The organism is Flexivirga alba, from assembly GCF_042661025.1.
In the GTDB taxonomy this organism is placed as follows: Bacteria; Actinomycetota; Actinomycetes; order Actinomycetales; family Dermatophilaceae; genus Flexivirga; species Flexivirga alba.
Genome location: NZ_JBHSWH010000001.1, coordinates 4,259,700 through 4,274,434 on the forward strand (window position 1 = coordinate 4,259,700; position 14,735 = coordinate 4,274,434).

General features: G+C 67.3%; 16 protein-coding genes and 1 pseudogene. 2 read left to right on the forward strand and 15 right to left on the reverse strand.

What is annotated here, in order from left to right:
- The 8 genes and pseudogenes from ACFQDH_RS21230 to ACFQDH_RS21265 form a co-directional block, all read right to left on the reverse strand.
- Positions 1-924 carry an RNA polymerase sigma-70 factor gene (locus ACFQDH_RS21230; RefSeq protein WP_382404359.1) on the reverse strand — a complete coding sequence of 308 codons (924 nt, stop codon included), beginning with the start codon at positions 922-924 and terminating at the stop codon, positions 1-3.
- Positions 921-1,853 carry an NAD-dependent epimerase/dehydratase family protein gene (locus tag ACFQDH_RS21235; protein WP_382404360.1) on the reverse strand — a complete coding sequence of 311 codons (933 nt, stop codon included), beginning with the start codon at positions 1,851-1,853 and terminating at the stop codon, positions 921-923. The genes ACFQDH_RS21230 and ACFQDH_RS21235 overlap by 4 nt, the downstream gene beginning before the upstream one ends.
- Before the next feature lie 84 nt (positions 1,854-1,937).
- Positions 1,938-2,558 (reverse strand): hypothetical protein, encoded by a 621-nt coding sequence (locus ACFQDH_RS21240; RefSeq protein WP_382404361.1) that lies wholly within the window; start codon positions 2,556-2,558, stop codon positions 1,938-1,940.
- 118 nt (positions 2,559-2,676) lie between these two features.
- Positions 2,677-3,549, reverse strand: coding sequence for a Gfo/Idh/MocA family protein (locus tag ACFQDH_RS21245; protein ID WP_382404362.1), 873 nt, complete (start codon positions 3,547-3,549; stop codon positions 2,677-2,679).
- Between the two features lie 125 nt (positions 3,550-3,674).
- Positions 3,675-6,569, reverse strand: coding sequence for a translation initiation factor IF-2 (gene infB, locus ACFQDH_RS21250; RefSeq protein WP_382404363.1), 2,895 nt, complete (start codon positions 6,567-6,569; stop codon positions 3,675-3,677).
- 202 nt (positions 6,570-6,771) lie between these two features.
- Complete coding sequence (locus tag ACFQDH_RS21255) at positions 6,772-7,134, reverse strand: YlxR family protein (protein WP_382404364.1); 363 nt, start codon at positions 7,132-7,134, stop codon at positions 6,772-6,774.
- Positions 7,115-8,125 (reverse strand): transcription termination factor NusA, encoded by a 1,011-nt coding sequence (gene nusA, locus ACFQDH_RS21260; protein ID WP_382404366.1) that lies wholly within the window; start codon positions 8,123-8,125, stop codon positions 7,115-7,117. Before nusA ends, ACFQDH_RS21255 begins: the two co-directional genes overlap by 20 nt.
- A 301-nt stretch (positions 8,126-8,426) precedes the next feature.
- Positions 8,427-8,798: pseudogene (locus ACFQDH_RS21265) on the reverse strand (hypothetical protein); the annotation flags it as partial.
- 17 nt (positions 8,799-8,815) lie between these two features.
- On the opposite strand from ACFQDH_RS21265, the gene ACFQDH_RS21270 reads away from it, so the two are divergent.
- Positions 8,816-9,133, forward strand: a complete 318-nt coding sequence (locus tag ACFQDH_RS21270) for an ArsR/SmtB family transcription factor (RefSeq protein WP_382404367.1) — start codon at positions 8,816-8,818, stop codon at positions 9,131-9,133.
- On the forward strand, positions 9,130-9,546 hold the full coding sequence (locus ACFQDH_RS21275) for an SRPBCC family protein (RefSeq protein WP_382404368.1): 417 nt from the start codon (positions 9,130-9,132) through the stop codon (positions 9,544-9,546). The genes ACFQDH_RS21270 and ACFQDH_RS21275 overlap by 4 nt, the downstream gene beginning before the upstream one ends.
- Positions 9,547-9,615: 69 nt before the next feature.
- Here the strand turns inward: ACFQDH_RS21275 and ACFQDH_RS21280 are convergent, their stop codons facing one another.
- Genes ACFQDH_RS21280 through ACFQDH_RS21310 form a run of 7 tightly spaced genes read right to left on the reverse strand, consistent with a single transcriptional unit; the run spans position 9,616 to position 14,734 of the window.
- Positions 9,616-10,494, reverse strand: a complete 879-nt coding sequence (locus tag ACFQDH_RS21280) for an ABC transporter permease (protein ID WP_382404369.1) — start codon at positions 10,492-10,494, stop codon at positions 9,616-9,618.
- Entirely contained in the window at positions 10,481-11,272 is a 792-nt protein-coding gene (locus ACFQDH_RS21285; RefSeq protein ID WP_382404370.1) for an ABC transporter ATP-binding protein, read from the reverse strand. Before ACFQDH_RS21285 ends, ACFQDH_RS21280 begins: the two co-directional genes overlap by 14 nt.
- On the reverse strand, positions 11,269-11,961 hold the full coding sequence (locus ACFQDH_RS21290) for an ABC transporter substrate-binding protein (RefSeq protein ID WP_382404371.1): 693 nt from the start codon (positions 11,959-11,961) through the stop codon (positions 11,269-11,271). Before ACFQDH_RS21290 ends, ACFQDH_RS21285 begins: the two co-directional genes overlap by 4 nt.
- Complete coding sequence (locus ACFQDH_RS21295) at positions 11,955-12,365, reverse strand: ABC transporter substrate-binding protein (protein WP_382404372.1); 411 nt, start codon at positions 12,363-12,365, stop codon at positions 11,955-11,957. The genes ACFQDH_RS21290 and ACFQDH_RS21295 overlap by 7 nt, the downstream gene beginning before the upstream one ends.
- A gap of 28 nt (positions 12,366-12,393) precedes the next feature.
- Positions 12,394-13,689 carry a sulfate adenylyltransferase subunit 1 gene (locus tag ACFQDH_RS21300; RefSeq protein ID WP_382404373.1) on the reverse strand — a complete coding sequence of 432 codons (1,296 nt, stop codon included), beginning with the start codon at positions 13,687-13,689 and terminating at the stop codon, positions 12,394-12,396.
- A gap of 2 nt (positions 13,690-13,691) precedes the next feature.
- Positions 13,692-14,606 carry a sulfate adenylyltransferase subunit CysD gene (gene cysD / locus ACFQDH_RS21305; protein WP_382404374.1) on the reverse strand — a complete coding sequence of 305 codons (915 nt, stop codon included), beginning with the start codon at positions 14,604-14,606 and terminating at the stop codon, positions 13,692-13,694.
- Entirely contained in the window at positions 14,603-14,734 is a 132-nt protein-coding gene (locus ACFQDH_RS21310) for a hypothetical protein (protein WP_382404949.1), read from the reverse strand. Before ACFQDH_RS21310 ends, cysD begins: the two co-directional genes overlap by 4 nt.
- Position 14,735: the final 1 nt, after the last annotated feature.

Genomic DNA, 14,735 nt, shown 5'->3' on the forward strand with positions numbered 1-14,735 from the left:
TCAGTCCGTCGGTCGGCGGGCCTGTTTGGCCTCCTCGTAGATCGCCCAGGGATCGGCCACCGGGCCCAGGTGCTCGAGCTTCTCGGGGTTGAGCACCGTGCGGATCGTCTGGATCCGTCCGTCGAGTACGTCGAGGGACCAGGTGTTGAGCACCCTGCCGTCACGATCCCGGAAGAGCGCTCCCGGCTGGCCGTTGACCTCGCGCAACTCCAACCGTCCGCCGATCTGGAAGAACCAGGGCATCGTCGAGGTGAGAATCCGAGCCACGTTGTCGGCACCGACGATGGTTCGCGCCCATTGCGGGGCCTTGCCGCCGCCGTCTCCGACCATCGTCACGTCGGCAGTGAGTAGATCCTGCAGGTCATCGAGCTCGCCGTCGTGAAGGGCGTCGAAGAAGCGTGCTGCGAGCTCGTTGCGCACGATGCGGTCGGCCTCGAACCGAGGGCGGCCCTCGTCCATGTGGCGTCGCGCCCGCACCGCGAGCTGACGGCAGGCTGCCTCCGACCTGTCAACCGCCGACGCGACTTCGCCGAAGTCGAACCCGAACACCTCGTGCAGCACGAAAACTGCTCGCTCCAGCGGGCTGAGCCGCTCCAGCAGCAACAGGGCCGCCATCGACACCGAGTCGGCCAGTTCTGCCGAACGGGCTGGATCGTCATACGGGTCGGTGAGCAGTGGCTCGGGAAACCAGGCGCCGACATACTTCTCCCGGCGGACCCGGGCCGAGCGCAGGACATCGATGGAGACTCGGGTCACGACGGCCGACAGGAACGCCTTGGTCGACCTCGGTTCCGTGTCAGAAGCGGCGTAGCGCAGCCAGGTCTCCTGGACCGCGTCCTCGGCCTCGGTCACGCTGGACAGGATCCGGTAGGCGATCGAGAACAGCAACGGTCGTAGGTCCTCGAATTCCTCGGCCTTGGTCATGCCAGCTCCTCCTTGAATCCTCGCCGCCATGACGGGTAGCGCAGCGTCCAGCCCAACGCGACCTTGGCCTTGGCGTTGGAGAAGGCGCGTCCCTCGGTCATCATCAGCACCGCCACCTGCCCGGCCAGCGGCCGAGCCAGCCAGGTGGGCACTCTCATCGGTCGCTTCGCCCGGGCGCATTCGGCCAGGTAGGGCAGCCAGTCGCCGGCCGGCGCCGGCTCGTCGTCGACGATGTTGAACACGCCTTGCGCCTGTTGCTCCACTGCCAAGACAGTAGCGCGAGCCGCGTCGTCCAGATGGACCCATGAGCAGTGGCCGGCACCGCCGCCGACGACCGGAAACTGGCGCTTCCGCACGGGTTCGACCAGGTCGCTCATGGCTCCCGGTCCGTAGAGCCAGCCGTACCGCAACGCTGCGCCACCAGCTTTCACCACCGCGTCCTCAACGTGGCCGATCGCCGCCATTCCCGGTTGCGCCGGTGTACCGGTCATCGGGTCCAGTGGGTCGTCCTCGCTCTTCACCCAGCCACCGGAACGTATGCCGTTCCACGCGCCGTAACTCTGGGCCACGACGTGAGAGACACCGGCCGCCTCCGCTGCGGCCAGCAGGTGATCCGTTCCCTCCGTGCGCAACCGGTTGGTGGTGGCGAACCATCGGTCCATGTGCTTCATGTCCGCCTTGCCCGCATGGGCAACCGAGATCGCGGTCATCTGGTGCACGATCACATCCGGCCGCGCGGCGGCCACCGCCTCGCCGACCGAGGCGGCGTCGAGACCGTCCATCACCACCCCCTCGGCGCCCAGCTGCTCCAGCGAGCGCACCCTGTCCGCGCTCGTCGTCGTCGCCGTCACCTGATGGCCTCGAGCCACGAGTTGCGGCACCAGTCGCCGCCCCAGGACACCCGAACCACCCGCCACGAAAACTCGCATCGGCATCTCCTCGCTCAATGAATGTCTTCCCTTGAGACGAACCGCTTGCCGAACGTGTGACACGAGCCGCCGTGACGGTCATCGTCATCCGCCACGCGCGACAAGCCCAGGTTGCCGGCCACGATGCCGAATCGCGAGGAGCAAGAAGGCGATTCCGCCCACCAAAAAGTATCCGTCGATGGCCCAGCCGGACCATTGAAGATGGGCATGGCCGGTGGTGTCCTGGAGTGAAAGACCGGTGATTCCGTTCGGAAGGACGCCGGTTGCGCGGGTCACGTCGTCGAGGAGCCCGGCGACCCCGCGGAGGAGCAGTAGCACGCAGCCGACCCAGACGAGCGCCTGGGCGGCCGACGCGAGTCGGCCTCGTGCCCGTCCTCGAGCGATCGTCAGGCAGACCAGCGCACCCACCGGCCAGGCGAGTTCGATGACGGCGTTGAGGACCCAGGGAACGACCGAGTGCAGGCCGGCTGCGCCCTCGACCCGATTCGGTGTACTCAGGGGAGGCACCTCGCCCGGGCTTGCGAAATGCCCTCCGCAATACCAGTAGACGTGAAGGGCGAAGAACAGCACCACCCACCCCAGCGCCACGTCTGCGGCACGCCGAGCGCCCCTGTCCGGCATACGCCCTGGGGCGACGGCCGGCAGCGGGAGCAGGAAGACGGCGACGAAGAGACCGACGAGGATCCACAGCGTGAGGTTGGTCATGAGCTCCACATTGGCGGCCGCCGACTCGACGATCACCCCTCTGCGGAGGGAACTGCCTCACTCAATCGAGGGGAAGGCGTGGGCCGGTCAGCGGCGGCCGACGCCGCTGACCGTTGCCCTATCGGCTCAGCTGGCCCGCGGCGTCGTCGATGATCTCGACCACCTGCACGCCGAGGTCCAGGCCGAGCGGGTGCTCGGTGTCGGTCGCCACCGCCGCGGTGAGCTCGTCAGCCGCCGTGGCGAGCGCTGTCGTAGCCGGCGTCTCCGACACCGGCGCAGCGCTGACACCGGAGTCGCCCCACACCCGCATCCCCCAGGTGTATGCCGCGGGAGGACCCCACAATGCAAGGCTGGCCGTGCTCACCGCGCCCGACTCGTGCGTGAGGGTCAGATGTACGGCGTCACCCATCCCCTGCTGTGCCGCAACGGTTTTCACCGCACCCAGTGCCGGAATCAACGTCGCCAGCAGGTGTGGCCCGAGGTCCCAGAGCGCGCCCTCGCGCTGCCGCCACGGTGAGTCCTTGTAGGGACTCTCCGGTCGCTGGTTCGCCACGATCCACTCGGTCCAGGAGCCGCGCCAACCCTCGGTGGTCGCCAATTCGCCCAGCCACGAACGGGTTTCGGGTGTGTATCGAGCGGTGAAGAAGACCGCGGAGCGGGCGCCGGACGCACGCGCAACGTCACGCAGCTCCCGTGCAGTGCTCGCGTCCAGCGCGACGGGCTTGTCCAGCAACAGGTGCCGGCCGGCGCGCGCCGCGTCGATCGCAAGCGGCGCCTGGACGTCGGGCGGCACGGCATACGTGACGGCATCAACGGCGTCCAGTAGCGCCTCATGAGTCGAAAATGCTTCCACGCCAAGGACTTCCGCGACGTCGGAAGTCTTGGCCGCATCACGGCCCCACACGCCGACCAGGTCATTGCTCGATGCCTGTATGCCGGGCCCGTGCGTCTCACGTGCCCAATATCCCGTGCCGACCAGTCCGAATCGCATGCCTTAGCCTGGCACACACCCGGCGATTGACCGGCATACCAATGAATTGAGCGGCGTACCGATTCGGGCCGAATCGGTACGCCGCTCCATGCGTGTGTATGCCGCTCAATCAGAGCAGCCCTGCATCAGTCGCGGGGCTTCTCGCGCATCTCGTATGTCGCGATGAGGTCACCCAGCTGCAGGTCGTTGTACGAGCCGAGGTTGATACCGCACTCGAAGCCCTCACGGACCTCGGTGACGTCATCCTTGAAGCGCCGCAGACCGGCGACCTCGACGTTCTCGGACACAACGGTGCCGTTGCGGGTGATCCGCGCCTTCGAGCCACGCTTGATCTCGCCGGACCGGACGATCGAACCGGCGATGTTGCCGAACTTGCTGGACCGGAAGATCTCGCGGATCTCCGCAGTGCCGAGCTCGACCTCTTCGTAGATCGGCTTGAGCATGCCCTTCAGAGCCTGCTCGATCTCCTCGATGGCCTGGTAGATCACCGGGTAGTAGCGGATCTCGACGCCTTCCTTGTCGGCGTACTCGGCGTTCTGACCCTCGGCTCGCACGTTGAAGCCGATGATCACCGCCTCCGAGGCCACCGCAAGGTTGATGTTGTTCATCGTGATGGCACCGACGCCACGGTCGATGATCCGCAGGTCGACACCGTCGCCGACATCGATCTGCAGCAAAGCGTCTTCCAACGCCTCGACCGAACCGGACACGTCGCCCTTGAGGATGAGGTTGAGCGTCTCGATCTTGCCGGCCTCGAGCTGCTCGTTGAGGTCCTCCAGGCTGATCCGCTTGCGGACCTTCGCCAGCGCGGCCTGCCGGTCGGCAGCCTCACGCTTCTCGGCGATCTGCCGGGCGGTGCGGTCGTCCGGGGCCACCACGAAGGTGTCACCCGCACGCGGCACCGATGCCAGACCGGTCACCTGCACCGGCCGTGACGGCGTTGCCTCGTAGACGTTGTTGCCGTGCTCGTCGAGCATGGCGCGAACACGTCCGTGCGCGGTGCCGGCAACGATGCCGTCACCGACCCGCAGCGTGCCCTGCTGCACCAGAACCGTCGCCACCGAACCGCGACCGCGGTCCAGGTTGGCTTCGATCGCGACACCCTGGGCGTCACGGTCGGGGTTGGCGCGCAGGTCGAGTGCAGCGTCCGCGGTCAGCAGCACTGCCTCGAGCAGACCGTCGATGTTCTGGCCCTGCTTGGCAGAGACCTCGACGAACATCGTGTCGCCGCCATACTCCTCGGCGATCAGGTTGTACTCGGTCAGTTGCTGGCGGACCTTGTCGGGGTTGGCACCGTCGACGTCGATCTTGTTGACCGCGACGACGATCGGCAGGTCCGCGGCCTGCGCGTGGTTGAGCGCTTCCACCGTCTGCGGCATGACGCCGTCGTCGGCGGCGACAACCAGGATCGCGATGTCGGTGACCTTCGCACCACGAGCACGCATGGCGGTGAACGCCTCGTGACCCGGGGTGTCGATGAAGGTGATCGCGCGGTCCTGGCCCTCGTGCTCGACGTGCACCTGGTAGGCACCGATGTGCTGGGTGATGCCGCCGGCCTCACCGGACTGCACGTCCGCGTGACGGACTGCGTCCAGCAGGCGCGTCTTACCGTGGTCGACGTGGCCCATCACGGTCACGACCGGCGGACGCGCCTTGAGGTTCTCTTCGTCCTCCACGGCCTCGAGGTCGATGTTGAAGGAGTCGAACAGCTCCTTCTCCTCCTCCTCCGGCGACACGATCTGTATGTCGTAGCCCAACTCCGAGCCGAGCAGCGCGAACGTGTCCTCGTCCAGCGACTGAGTGGCCGTGGCCATCTCGCCGAGGTGGATGAGCACGGTCACCAGCGAGCCCGGGTTGGCGTCGATGCGATCGGCGAAGTCCGTCAGGGACGCACCGCGACGCATCCGCACGACGGTCTTGCCGTCGCCGCGGGGAACAGTCACACCGCCGACGGACGGCGCCTGCATCTGCTCGAACTCCTGGCGCTTCGCGCGCTTGGACTTGCGACCGCGGACCTTCCCACCGCCACGTCCGAACGCACCTGCAGTGCCGCCGCGAGCGGGACCACGACCGCCGGGGCGACCGCCGAATCCACCGCGAGCGGGACCACCGCCGGCACCACCGGGACCACCGCGGCCACCACGGGCCGGGCGTTCGCCGGGTCGGACCGCCGCGCGGTCCGGCATCATGCCGGGGTTGGGACGCGCGCCACCAGCTGCGCCTGCTCCGGCACCAGCCGGACGCGGCGCACCGGGACGAGCGGCACCCGGACGGGGGCCGGCTGCGCCACCGGCGCCACCTCGGCCGGAGGCCGGGCGCGGCATACCTTGGCTGGGCGCGAAGGGGTTGTTACCCGGCCGTGCCGGGCCACCACCGCTGCCGCCGGAGCGCATGCCCTGATTCGACGAGAACGGATTGTTACCCGGACGCGGAGCGCCTGGACGCGGCGCACCGCCACGGCCGCCGCCGGAACGTGGGGATCCCTGCTGACGCTCGGGGCGCGGGCCGGGAGCCGCCGGACGCGGACCTGCATTACGGGCCGCCGGAGTTTCGGGCGTCGCCGAGGCGGCAGGTGCTGTCGCCTCCGGCGCAGCCGCCGCGGGCTTCTCGGCTGCCGGCTTGGGTGCAGCAGGCGCCGGTGCCTGAGGTGCTTCTGGTGCCTGAGGTGCTTCTGGTGCCTGGGTCGGCTGAGGCGCCGACTTGGGGCCAGGCCGCGGGCCAGGCTGCGGCGCAGCCTTGCTACCGGGCGCCGCAGGTGCGGGCGTCGTTGTCGTTGAGCTGGACTTCTCGGCGGTCGGGGGCTGGGGGGCCGCCTTCTTCGCCGGAGCCTTGTTCTCGGTCGCTCCATCGCCGGCATGTGCGCCGGCGGGAGGGTTCTCCTTGATCTTGCGGACTACCGGAGCTTCGATGGTCGAGCTCGCCGTCTTGACGAACTCTCCCTGCTCCTTGAGGTAGGACAGCAGATCCTTGCTTGGCATTCCGAGCTCTTTTGCGAGCTCATGAACCCGAACCTTAGCCACACTTCTCCTTGTCGGATTGCGGCGGTCCAGGTTGGCCGGCCAAGTCAGCCGGGCAGCACAAACCGCCAGTTTGGGTGCTTCATCGCTGAGTACTCATCGGGTGCTCATCAGCGTCAAAACCCGCCTTCGGTTGTTGTTGCCAGCGTGGACGTTGCCGTCCACGCGTCACAGTTCACTCGTCATACCGGCTGTATGACGGGCATCATCGCTCGGCGATCCACTCCCGGACCTGCGCCGCGTCCACCACCTGGGTGATCCGTAACGCACGGGGAAAAGCTCGCCGCTGGGTTGCCTTCTCCAGACAGTCCAGCCGGGGATGCAGCCAGGCCCCTCGACCAGGCAACCGGCCGCGTTCGTCGGGCACGAGCACCGCAACTTCTCGTTGCGCCACGTCATTCCCGACGAGTGCGACCACCCGCAGCAAAACTGATCGTTCGTCGCGAGTCCGGCACCCCACACACGTCCGCAACCCGGCGTGCCGAGTGGGGGTAATGGGTGGGTTGCGGCGGGCTCGCGTCCGACCGCTCACTACCAGCCTACCGCAGTCAGTCGGTTGCCCCGGCATCGCCGGGGACGTCGGTGTCCGGACGGATGTCGATCCGCCAGCCGGTCAGCTTGGCCGCGAGGCGGGCGTTCTGCCCTTCCTTGCCGATCGCCAGGCTGAGCTGGAAGTCGGGGACGACCACGCGCGCCGAGCGTGCACGTTCGTCGACGATGTCGACCGACTCCACCCGGGACGGCGAAAGCGCCGCGGCGATGAACTCCGCCGGGTCCTGCGAGAAGTCGACGATGTCGATCTTCTCGCCGCGCAACTCCGTCATGACCGCGCGCACCCGCGACCCCATCGGTCCGATGCACGCGCCCTTGGCGTTGACTCCCTGCTGCTTGCCGTGCACGGCGATCTTGCTGCGGTGACCCGCCTCGCGAGCCAGCGCGGCGATCTCGACGGTGCCATCAGCAATCTCGGGAACTTCCAGGGCGAACAGCTTGCGGACCAGGTTGGGGTGCTTGCGGGAGAGCAGGATCTGGGGGCCCTTCGGACCACGCTTGACGCTGACGACATACGCACGCAACCGCTCACCGTGGACGTAACGCTCGCCGGGGACCTGCTCCGCCGACGGCAGCAAGCCCTCGACGGTGCCGAAGTCGACGTGCACGGCATGCGGATCACTGGACTGCTGGATGACGCCGGCCACGACGTCGCCCTCACGGCCGCGGAAGTCGCCGAGGATCGCCTCGTCCTCGACGTCGCGCATACGCTGCACGATCACCTGGCGTGCGGTGGCGGCAGCGACGCGCCCGAAGTCGGTGGGTGTGTCGTCGAACTCGGGGCCGGGCTCGCCGCGCACACCCTCGTCGTCGACCGGAGCGTCCTCGCGCGCCCAGACCACGACGTGGCCGGACTTGCGGTCCAGCTCGACGCGGGAGTTGCGGTAGGTGCCGTCCTCCCGGTGGTATGCCGTCAGGAGTGCCTGCTCGATGGCGGGCACGATCACGTCCATCGGGATGTCCCGCTCGCGCTCCAGCGCCCGCAACGCGGCCATGTCGATGTCCATCAGTGGTCGTCTCCTTCTGAGTCGCTGCTGCGGTTGAACTCGACCTGCACTGCACCGTGCAGGCCGTCGTCATACGAAAAAGTCTGCTCGGTCGTCGCGCCCTTGGCGCCGGCGACCTCGAGGAGAACCCGGCGTCGTCGGCGCGGGTGATGCGACCGGTCACCGCGCCTTGATCGGGCACGTTCAGCTCGATCAGCCGGCTGACGTTGCGACGGAAGTGGCGCGGCAGGGTGAGCGGCCGGTCGGTGCCGGGCGAGCTCACTTCGAGCACGTAGGCCTGCTCTCCCATGGCGTCGGTCTCGTCGAGGCGATCGCTGACCACTCGGGTGGCAGACGCGACCTGGTCCAGGTCCAGCGGAGGTATGGCGGCGGTCGGGTCACTCTCGGCGGGGATGTCCCTATCGACCAGCACTCGCACGAGCCGGCGCTTGCCCGCGGGCATGACGCTGACGTCCTCGACAACGAGATCCAGCGGGGCGAGGACCTCGGTGAGGTCGGCGGAGATGCGTTCCGTCCGGGCGGATTGGTTCTCGCTCATTACTGACGCGCTCCTGCTGTTCTCGAGTGGAATGCCCAGCCTACAGGGCACCGAGCGGGGTCCCAGGCGAGCGCGACACGCAGTTGGCGCACCGGCCGCCCGATCGCGATCGGAGGTTGTCACCTGGGCCGTCATGATCAATACTGAACCATATGGTTCAGCAACAGGCAGCCGTCTTCGCGGCACTCGGGCACCCCACTCGGATGCGTGTGATCACCGAGTGCTGCCGCGCCCCGCGATCGACGTCGCAACTGCAAGCCGCCTGTGCTCCGATCACGCTGACCGGCATGCGCAAACACCTGCAAGTCCTCGAGGACGCCGGCCTGGTCCGGCGACGCAAGGTCGGCCGCACGGTCTGGTGCTCGGTCACCCCCGAGGCGATCGCCGACGCGTCGGACTGGCTGCGCGACCTACAGGCCTTCTGGACGACCCAACTCGACTCACTCGCAACCGCTTTGGAGCAGCAATGACCGATTTCGCCCTGCAGCGCCACGTCCAAGCCCCCGTCGAGGCCGTATGGCGTGCCTGGACCACCCGGGAGGGCATCGCGACGTGGTGGTGGCCGCAGTTGCCGGATACGACATACGAACTCGAGCCCCGAGTTGGTGGCAGCTATCACTTCGAGTCGAAGGCGGCCGGCATCGGCGTGCACGGCGAATTCAGCACCGTCGACGAGCCGCGCCGGCTGGAACTGACCTGGATGTGGATCGGCGGCGATGTCCAGGACGTGCCCGATCACGTGCGCGTTGACCTACGGCCCGACGGCGACGGCACCTCAGTCACGGTCACCCACCAGGTGAACCAGCCCGGCGACACCGGGGAAGGCCTGCGGCAAGGCTGGGGCGACGTCCTCGACCGCCTGGCCGTCACGGCGCTCCCCTGAGTCCACCTCACGGCGAAGGTGCTGGCGAGCGCACGTGCTGCTGGTCCAGCGCACCGCTCTTAGCGACCGTCAGAGGCCGGTTGGTGCGAGACCGCGGTCGCGCAGGACCTTTCGTTCGATCGGAGCGAAGACTCCGAGCTCGACGATGATGCCCACCACCAGGATCAGCACCATGACGGCGATCACGGTCGGCATGTCGCTCAGGTTGCGACCGTTCTGCATGACCTGGCCAAGGCCGGTGCCGAGTTCGGGGCTGTTGACGATGAGCTCGGCCGCCATCAGTGACCGCCACGAGAACGCCCATCCCTGCTTGAGACCGGTCAGGTATGCCGGCAATGCAGCCGGCACGAGTACGTGCCGCACCAACGAGAATCCGTGGGCGCCGAGGACGGTGCCCGCCCTCCGCAGGATGGGCGGCGTCTGATCCAGCCCGCCGGCCAATCCGTTGGCGATCGACGGCACGGCACCGAGCAGGATCACGACATACATCGCGGACGGGCTGAGTCCGAGCAGCAGCACCGCGAACGGCACCCACGCCACTGACGGCATCGACTGCAAAGCACTCAGGATCGGCCGAAACCCCTTGCGCAGGAAGCTGATCTGGCTAACCACCAGTCCGAGCACCGTGCCGATCACCAACGCGAGCAGGAACCCGAGCACACCCCGACGCAGGCTGGTCGACGTCGCGTCCCACGCCGTGCCGTCGGTGACCATCTGCCACAGCTGGTGCCACACCGTTGACGGCGAGGGTATGACGTACTCCGGCTTGATGGCCGAGGCCCACAGCGCCTGCCAGATACCGATGAACGCGAGGACGACCACGATGGGAGCGATGATCGCCACCGGATCGATGCGTCGACGGCGGCGCGGTTTGTCCTCCAGTGCGTCAAGTCCGTCACTGATCCGGGCGAATTCGCTCTTCGTACGTTCCTCGTCACGCACCGGCATGGCGACTGATCTCCGATCGCAGCGAGCTGGTGATCTCGGCGGCGAGCTCCATCACCGAGCGATCCTCGAGTGATCGTGTGTTGGGCAGGTCGACGTCCCACGTGCGCAGCACTCGACCCGGCCGGGATGAGAGCAGCACGACGCGTTGGCCGAGCCGAACGGCCTCCCGGACGTTGTGCGTCACGAAGACGACACTCAGGTCGGTCTCCTGCCAGAGCTGACTCAGCTCCTCGTGCAACACGTCGCGGGTGATCGCATCGAGCGCGGCGAACGGCTCGTCCATCAGCAACAGGCGTGAACCTTGAGCAAGACTGCGCGCCAACGCGATTCGCTGCCGTTGACCGCCGGACAGCTCGTGCACTCTGCGATCGCCGGCAGTGCCGAGCCGCACCAGATCGAGCAGTTCCTGGGTCCGGTCCGCACGCTCGCTCGCCGGAGTCCTACCGAGCTTCAGCGCCAACTCGATGTTTCCTCGGGCCGTCAGCCACGGAAAGAGGGCTGACTCCTGGAACATCAGCGCGGGACGTTCGGTGGTCCGGATACTGCCGGACGTCGGCTTGTCCAGCCCGGCGATGAGCTGCAACAGAGTCGACTTGCCACAACCGGACGCACCGACCACCGTCACGAACTCGCCTGGCGCGACGCTCAGGTTGACACCGTCCAGCGCAGTGACGACGTTGTCCCGCTGGCGGAAATCCTTGCGTACCGCGCGAACCTCGACTCGAGCTGTCAACGAGTCAGCGACCTCCGGACGATCGGCTGTCAGCGTGCTGGTCATTTCGACTCCTGACCCAGTCCCGCGTCCGAAACCTGTTTCAAACCTTGCGATTTCAGCACGCTGTTGAGGATCGACAGGTCATAGATTCCGTTGAGATCGGTCTTCTTCAACAGCCCGATGGACTCGGCGTGCTCTGCAGAACCGCGCAGCGACGCCGCGTAGGGATCCCAGCCGGGCGTCAGGTTCTTCAGCGCAGCGGCGGTCACGCCGGCCGGCAAGGCCTTCCCGTTGAGTTTCGTGAGAGCGGCGTCGAGCTGCTTCGCCGACCCGGACGGGTCCTTCGTGATCTGCTCCGCCGTTTTGACCTGAGCGGTGATCAAGGCTCTGACCGTCTGCGGGTGCTCCTGGAGGAATTTCGTCGAGACCAGCAGGTTCGTGGTCACGAACTGACCCTTCGGCCAACGAGTCTTCTCGTTGACGAGGACCTTGCCGCCGCCCTGCTTCACCAGCCGGGTCGCCCAAGGTTCGGGCAGCCATGCACCGTCGATCGCGCCCTGCTGGAAGAGTTGCAGGCTCTGCGCGTTGTCCTGGGCGATGACATTGACGTTCTTCGTGGCCTTGCCGTTGACGGTGAAGCCCTCCTGCTTCAGGAAGTACTTCAACGCTACGTCCTGCGTGTTGGCCAATTGCGGTGTGGCCAGGGTCTTTCCGGCCAGTTCGGAGACCGACTTGATCGACGGCTTCACCACGAGCGCAGCGCCGCCGGAGGCCCGCCGGCGACGATCCGGACATCCTTGCCACCGGTCTTCGCGAAGGCGTTGATTGCCGGACTCGGCCCGAGGTAGACCGCATCTATCGAGCCGCCGAGCAATGCTTCGGTCGCCGCGGGGCCGGCGTTGAAAGTCTGGGTGGAGAGCTTGGTCTTGCCCAGTTCCTTGGCGAACTCGCCGTCGGCGACGCCGAGCACCGGCACCGCATGCGTGACGTTCGGGAAGTAGCCGAGCCGGAGCGTTGCAGCGGGCGTCCCGTGCGTGGCTGCGGCGGACGGAGTGCCTGCGGCATCCGCTCTGCGGGAGCAGCCGCTGAGCGACGCGATCGCGAGCGCAGCGATGACGGGCACGGTGAGCACACTCACCTTGCGGGCGGGTTTCATGACAGAAGTCCTTGCGGTTGAGGAAGATTCAGCTTGCGAGCGAACCGAGATCCGACCCGGTCAGGCCGGCCGCGAGGGTCGCGCCGGTGTCCGCGTCGATCACCACGAAGGCGCCCGTGGCGCGCAGTTGCGCATAGTCATCCACCGCGACCGGCTCAGCGAGTTGGAGCCGGATGCGGCCGATGTCGTTCAGTTGCAGTGGTGCTGAGCTGTCCTGCCACTCCAGGTCGTCGACGTGCCAGACCGCGTGTGGTGCGGCCAGCAAGGCCCGGGTGGTCTTGGTGCCGACTTTGACCAGGACACGCTGGCGCGACGCCGACTGCCGTTCGTCGAGCCAGGTGAGCACAGCGTCGAGCTCTTGCGTGACCCGAACGGGCTCAGTGGCAAGCACCTCACCGCGACCCACGTCGAGCTCATCCGCGAGCCGGATCGTGATCGAGTCGCCGGAGGCCGCCTGCGGCACCTCACCGGTCGCGCCGTCGATCGCCACGACCGTCGAGCTACGCCCGCTTGGGTATGCCGTCACCGTGTCACCTACCCGGACCGTGCCGGACGCAACACGTCCGGCAAGACCCCGGTAGTCCGGGTGCTCGGGCGTGCGTGGCCGGATCACCAATTGCACTGGCAGCCGGAACGGTTCGCTGTCCGGGGTGGTCCTTGCCGGCAGCTGTTCCAGCACATCGAGCAGCGGGAGTCCGGCATACCAGTCGGGTCCCGGTGCGGCGACGTTCTCCCCGGTCAGAGCACTCACCGGGATGATGTGCGTGGCCTCCAGACCGACGCGTTCGGCCAAGGCACGGACTTCGTCGGCAACCTCGGCGAAGCGGTCCTCCGACCAGCCGACGGCGTCCATCTTGTTGATCGCGAAGACCACCTGCGGGACGCGCAGCAGCGACAGGACCGCGGCGTGCCGCCGGGTCTGTGCCGAGACGCCGTTGCGGACGTCGACCAGCACGACGGCCGCCTCGGCGGTGGAGGCTCCGGTCACGGTGTTGCGGGTGTATTGCACGTGACCGGGTGTGTCCGCGAGCACGAAATTCCTTCGTGGCGTTGCGAAATAGCGGTAGGCGACGTCGATCGTGATGCCCTGCTCCCGCTCGGCACGCAGTCCGTCGGTCAGCAGCGCCAGGTCGAACTCGGTCGCACCTCGCCCCTGGCTCGCGTGGAGGGTTGCCTCGAACTGGTCAGGCAAGATCGACTTGGTGTCGTGCAGCAGCCGACCCACAAGCGTCGACTTGCCGTCATCCACGGACCCGGCAATCACCAGTCGCAACTGGTCGCGCTCGGTGAGCCCGGTCTCGGCGGTCGTGGTCTCGAGAGTCATGTTTAGAAGTAGCCTTCCCGCTTACGGTCTTCCATGGCAGCCTCCGACAGCCGGTCGTCGGCCCGGGTCGCACCTCGCTCGGTGAGCGTGCTGACCGCGATCTCCTCGATCACCTCACCCACCGTTGTTGCCGTGCTGAGCACAGCGCCGGTACATGAGCCGTCTCCGACCGTGCGGTAACGAACACTCAATGTTTCCAACGACTCCTCGCCGCGCGGGCCACCCCATGGTCCCGGCGTGAGCCACATCCCGTCGCGCTGAAAGACATCCCGCTGGTGGGCGTAGTAGATGCTGGGCAACTCGACGTTCTCTGCCTCGATGTAGCGCCATACGTCCAGCTCGGTCCAGTTGGAGATCGGGAAGACCCTGGTGTTCTCCCCCGGCGCGTGGCGCCCGTTGTAGATCCGCCACAGTTCCGGACGCTGCTTGCGTGGGTCCCAGCCGCCGAAGGCATCACGCACGGAGAAGATGCGTTCCTTCGCCCGCGCCCGATCCTCGTCGCGGCGGGCGCCACCGAGCAGCGCGTCGAACTTCTGCTCGGCGATCGTGTCCAACAGCGGGACGGTCTGCAGTGGGTTTCGCGTGCCGTCCGGACGCTCGGTGAGCCGGCCGTCCGCGAGCCACTTCTCGACCTCGGCGACGACCAGTCGATGACCGCCTTCGGCGATGACCCGATCGCGGAACTCAAGGACCTCCGGCAGGTTGTGGCCGGTGTCAATGTGCAACAAAGTGATCGGCAGCGGTGCCGGACGGATCGCCTTGCGGGCAAGGTGCAACAGCACCGCAGAGTCCTTGCCACCGCTGAACAGCAGTGCGGGACGGTCGAATTCGGCGATCACCTCCCGGATGATCTCGATCGACTCGGCCTCCAGCTCGCGGAGCGACACGTCGGTCGCGGACAACGTTGGCGTGCTCATGCAGTCTCCTTGAGGGGGCTCAGCAGGGTGCCGATGACGGTCACCGCGTCGGCCAGGTCCACGTGCTCGGTGTCGATGGTCAGGTCCGGTTGCCGCGGCGGCTCGTAGGGGTCGTCGACGCCGGTCATA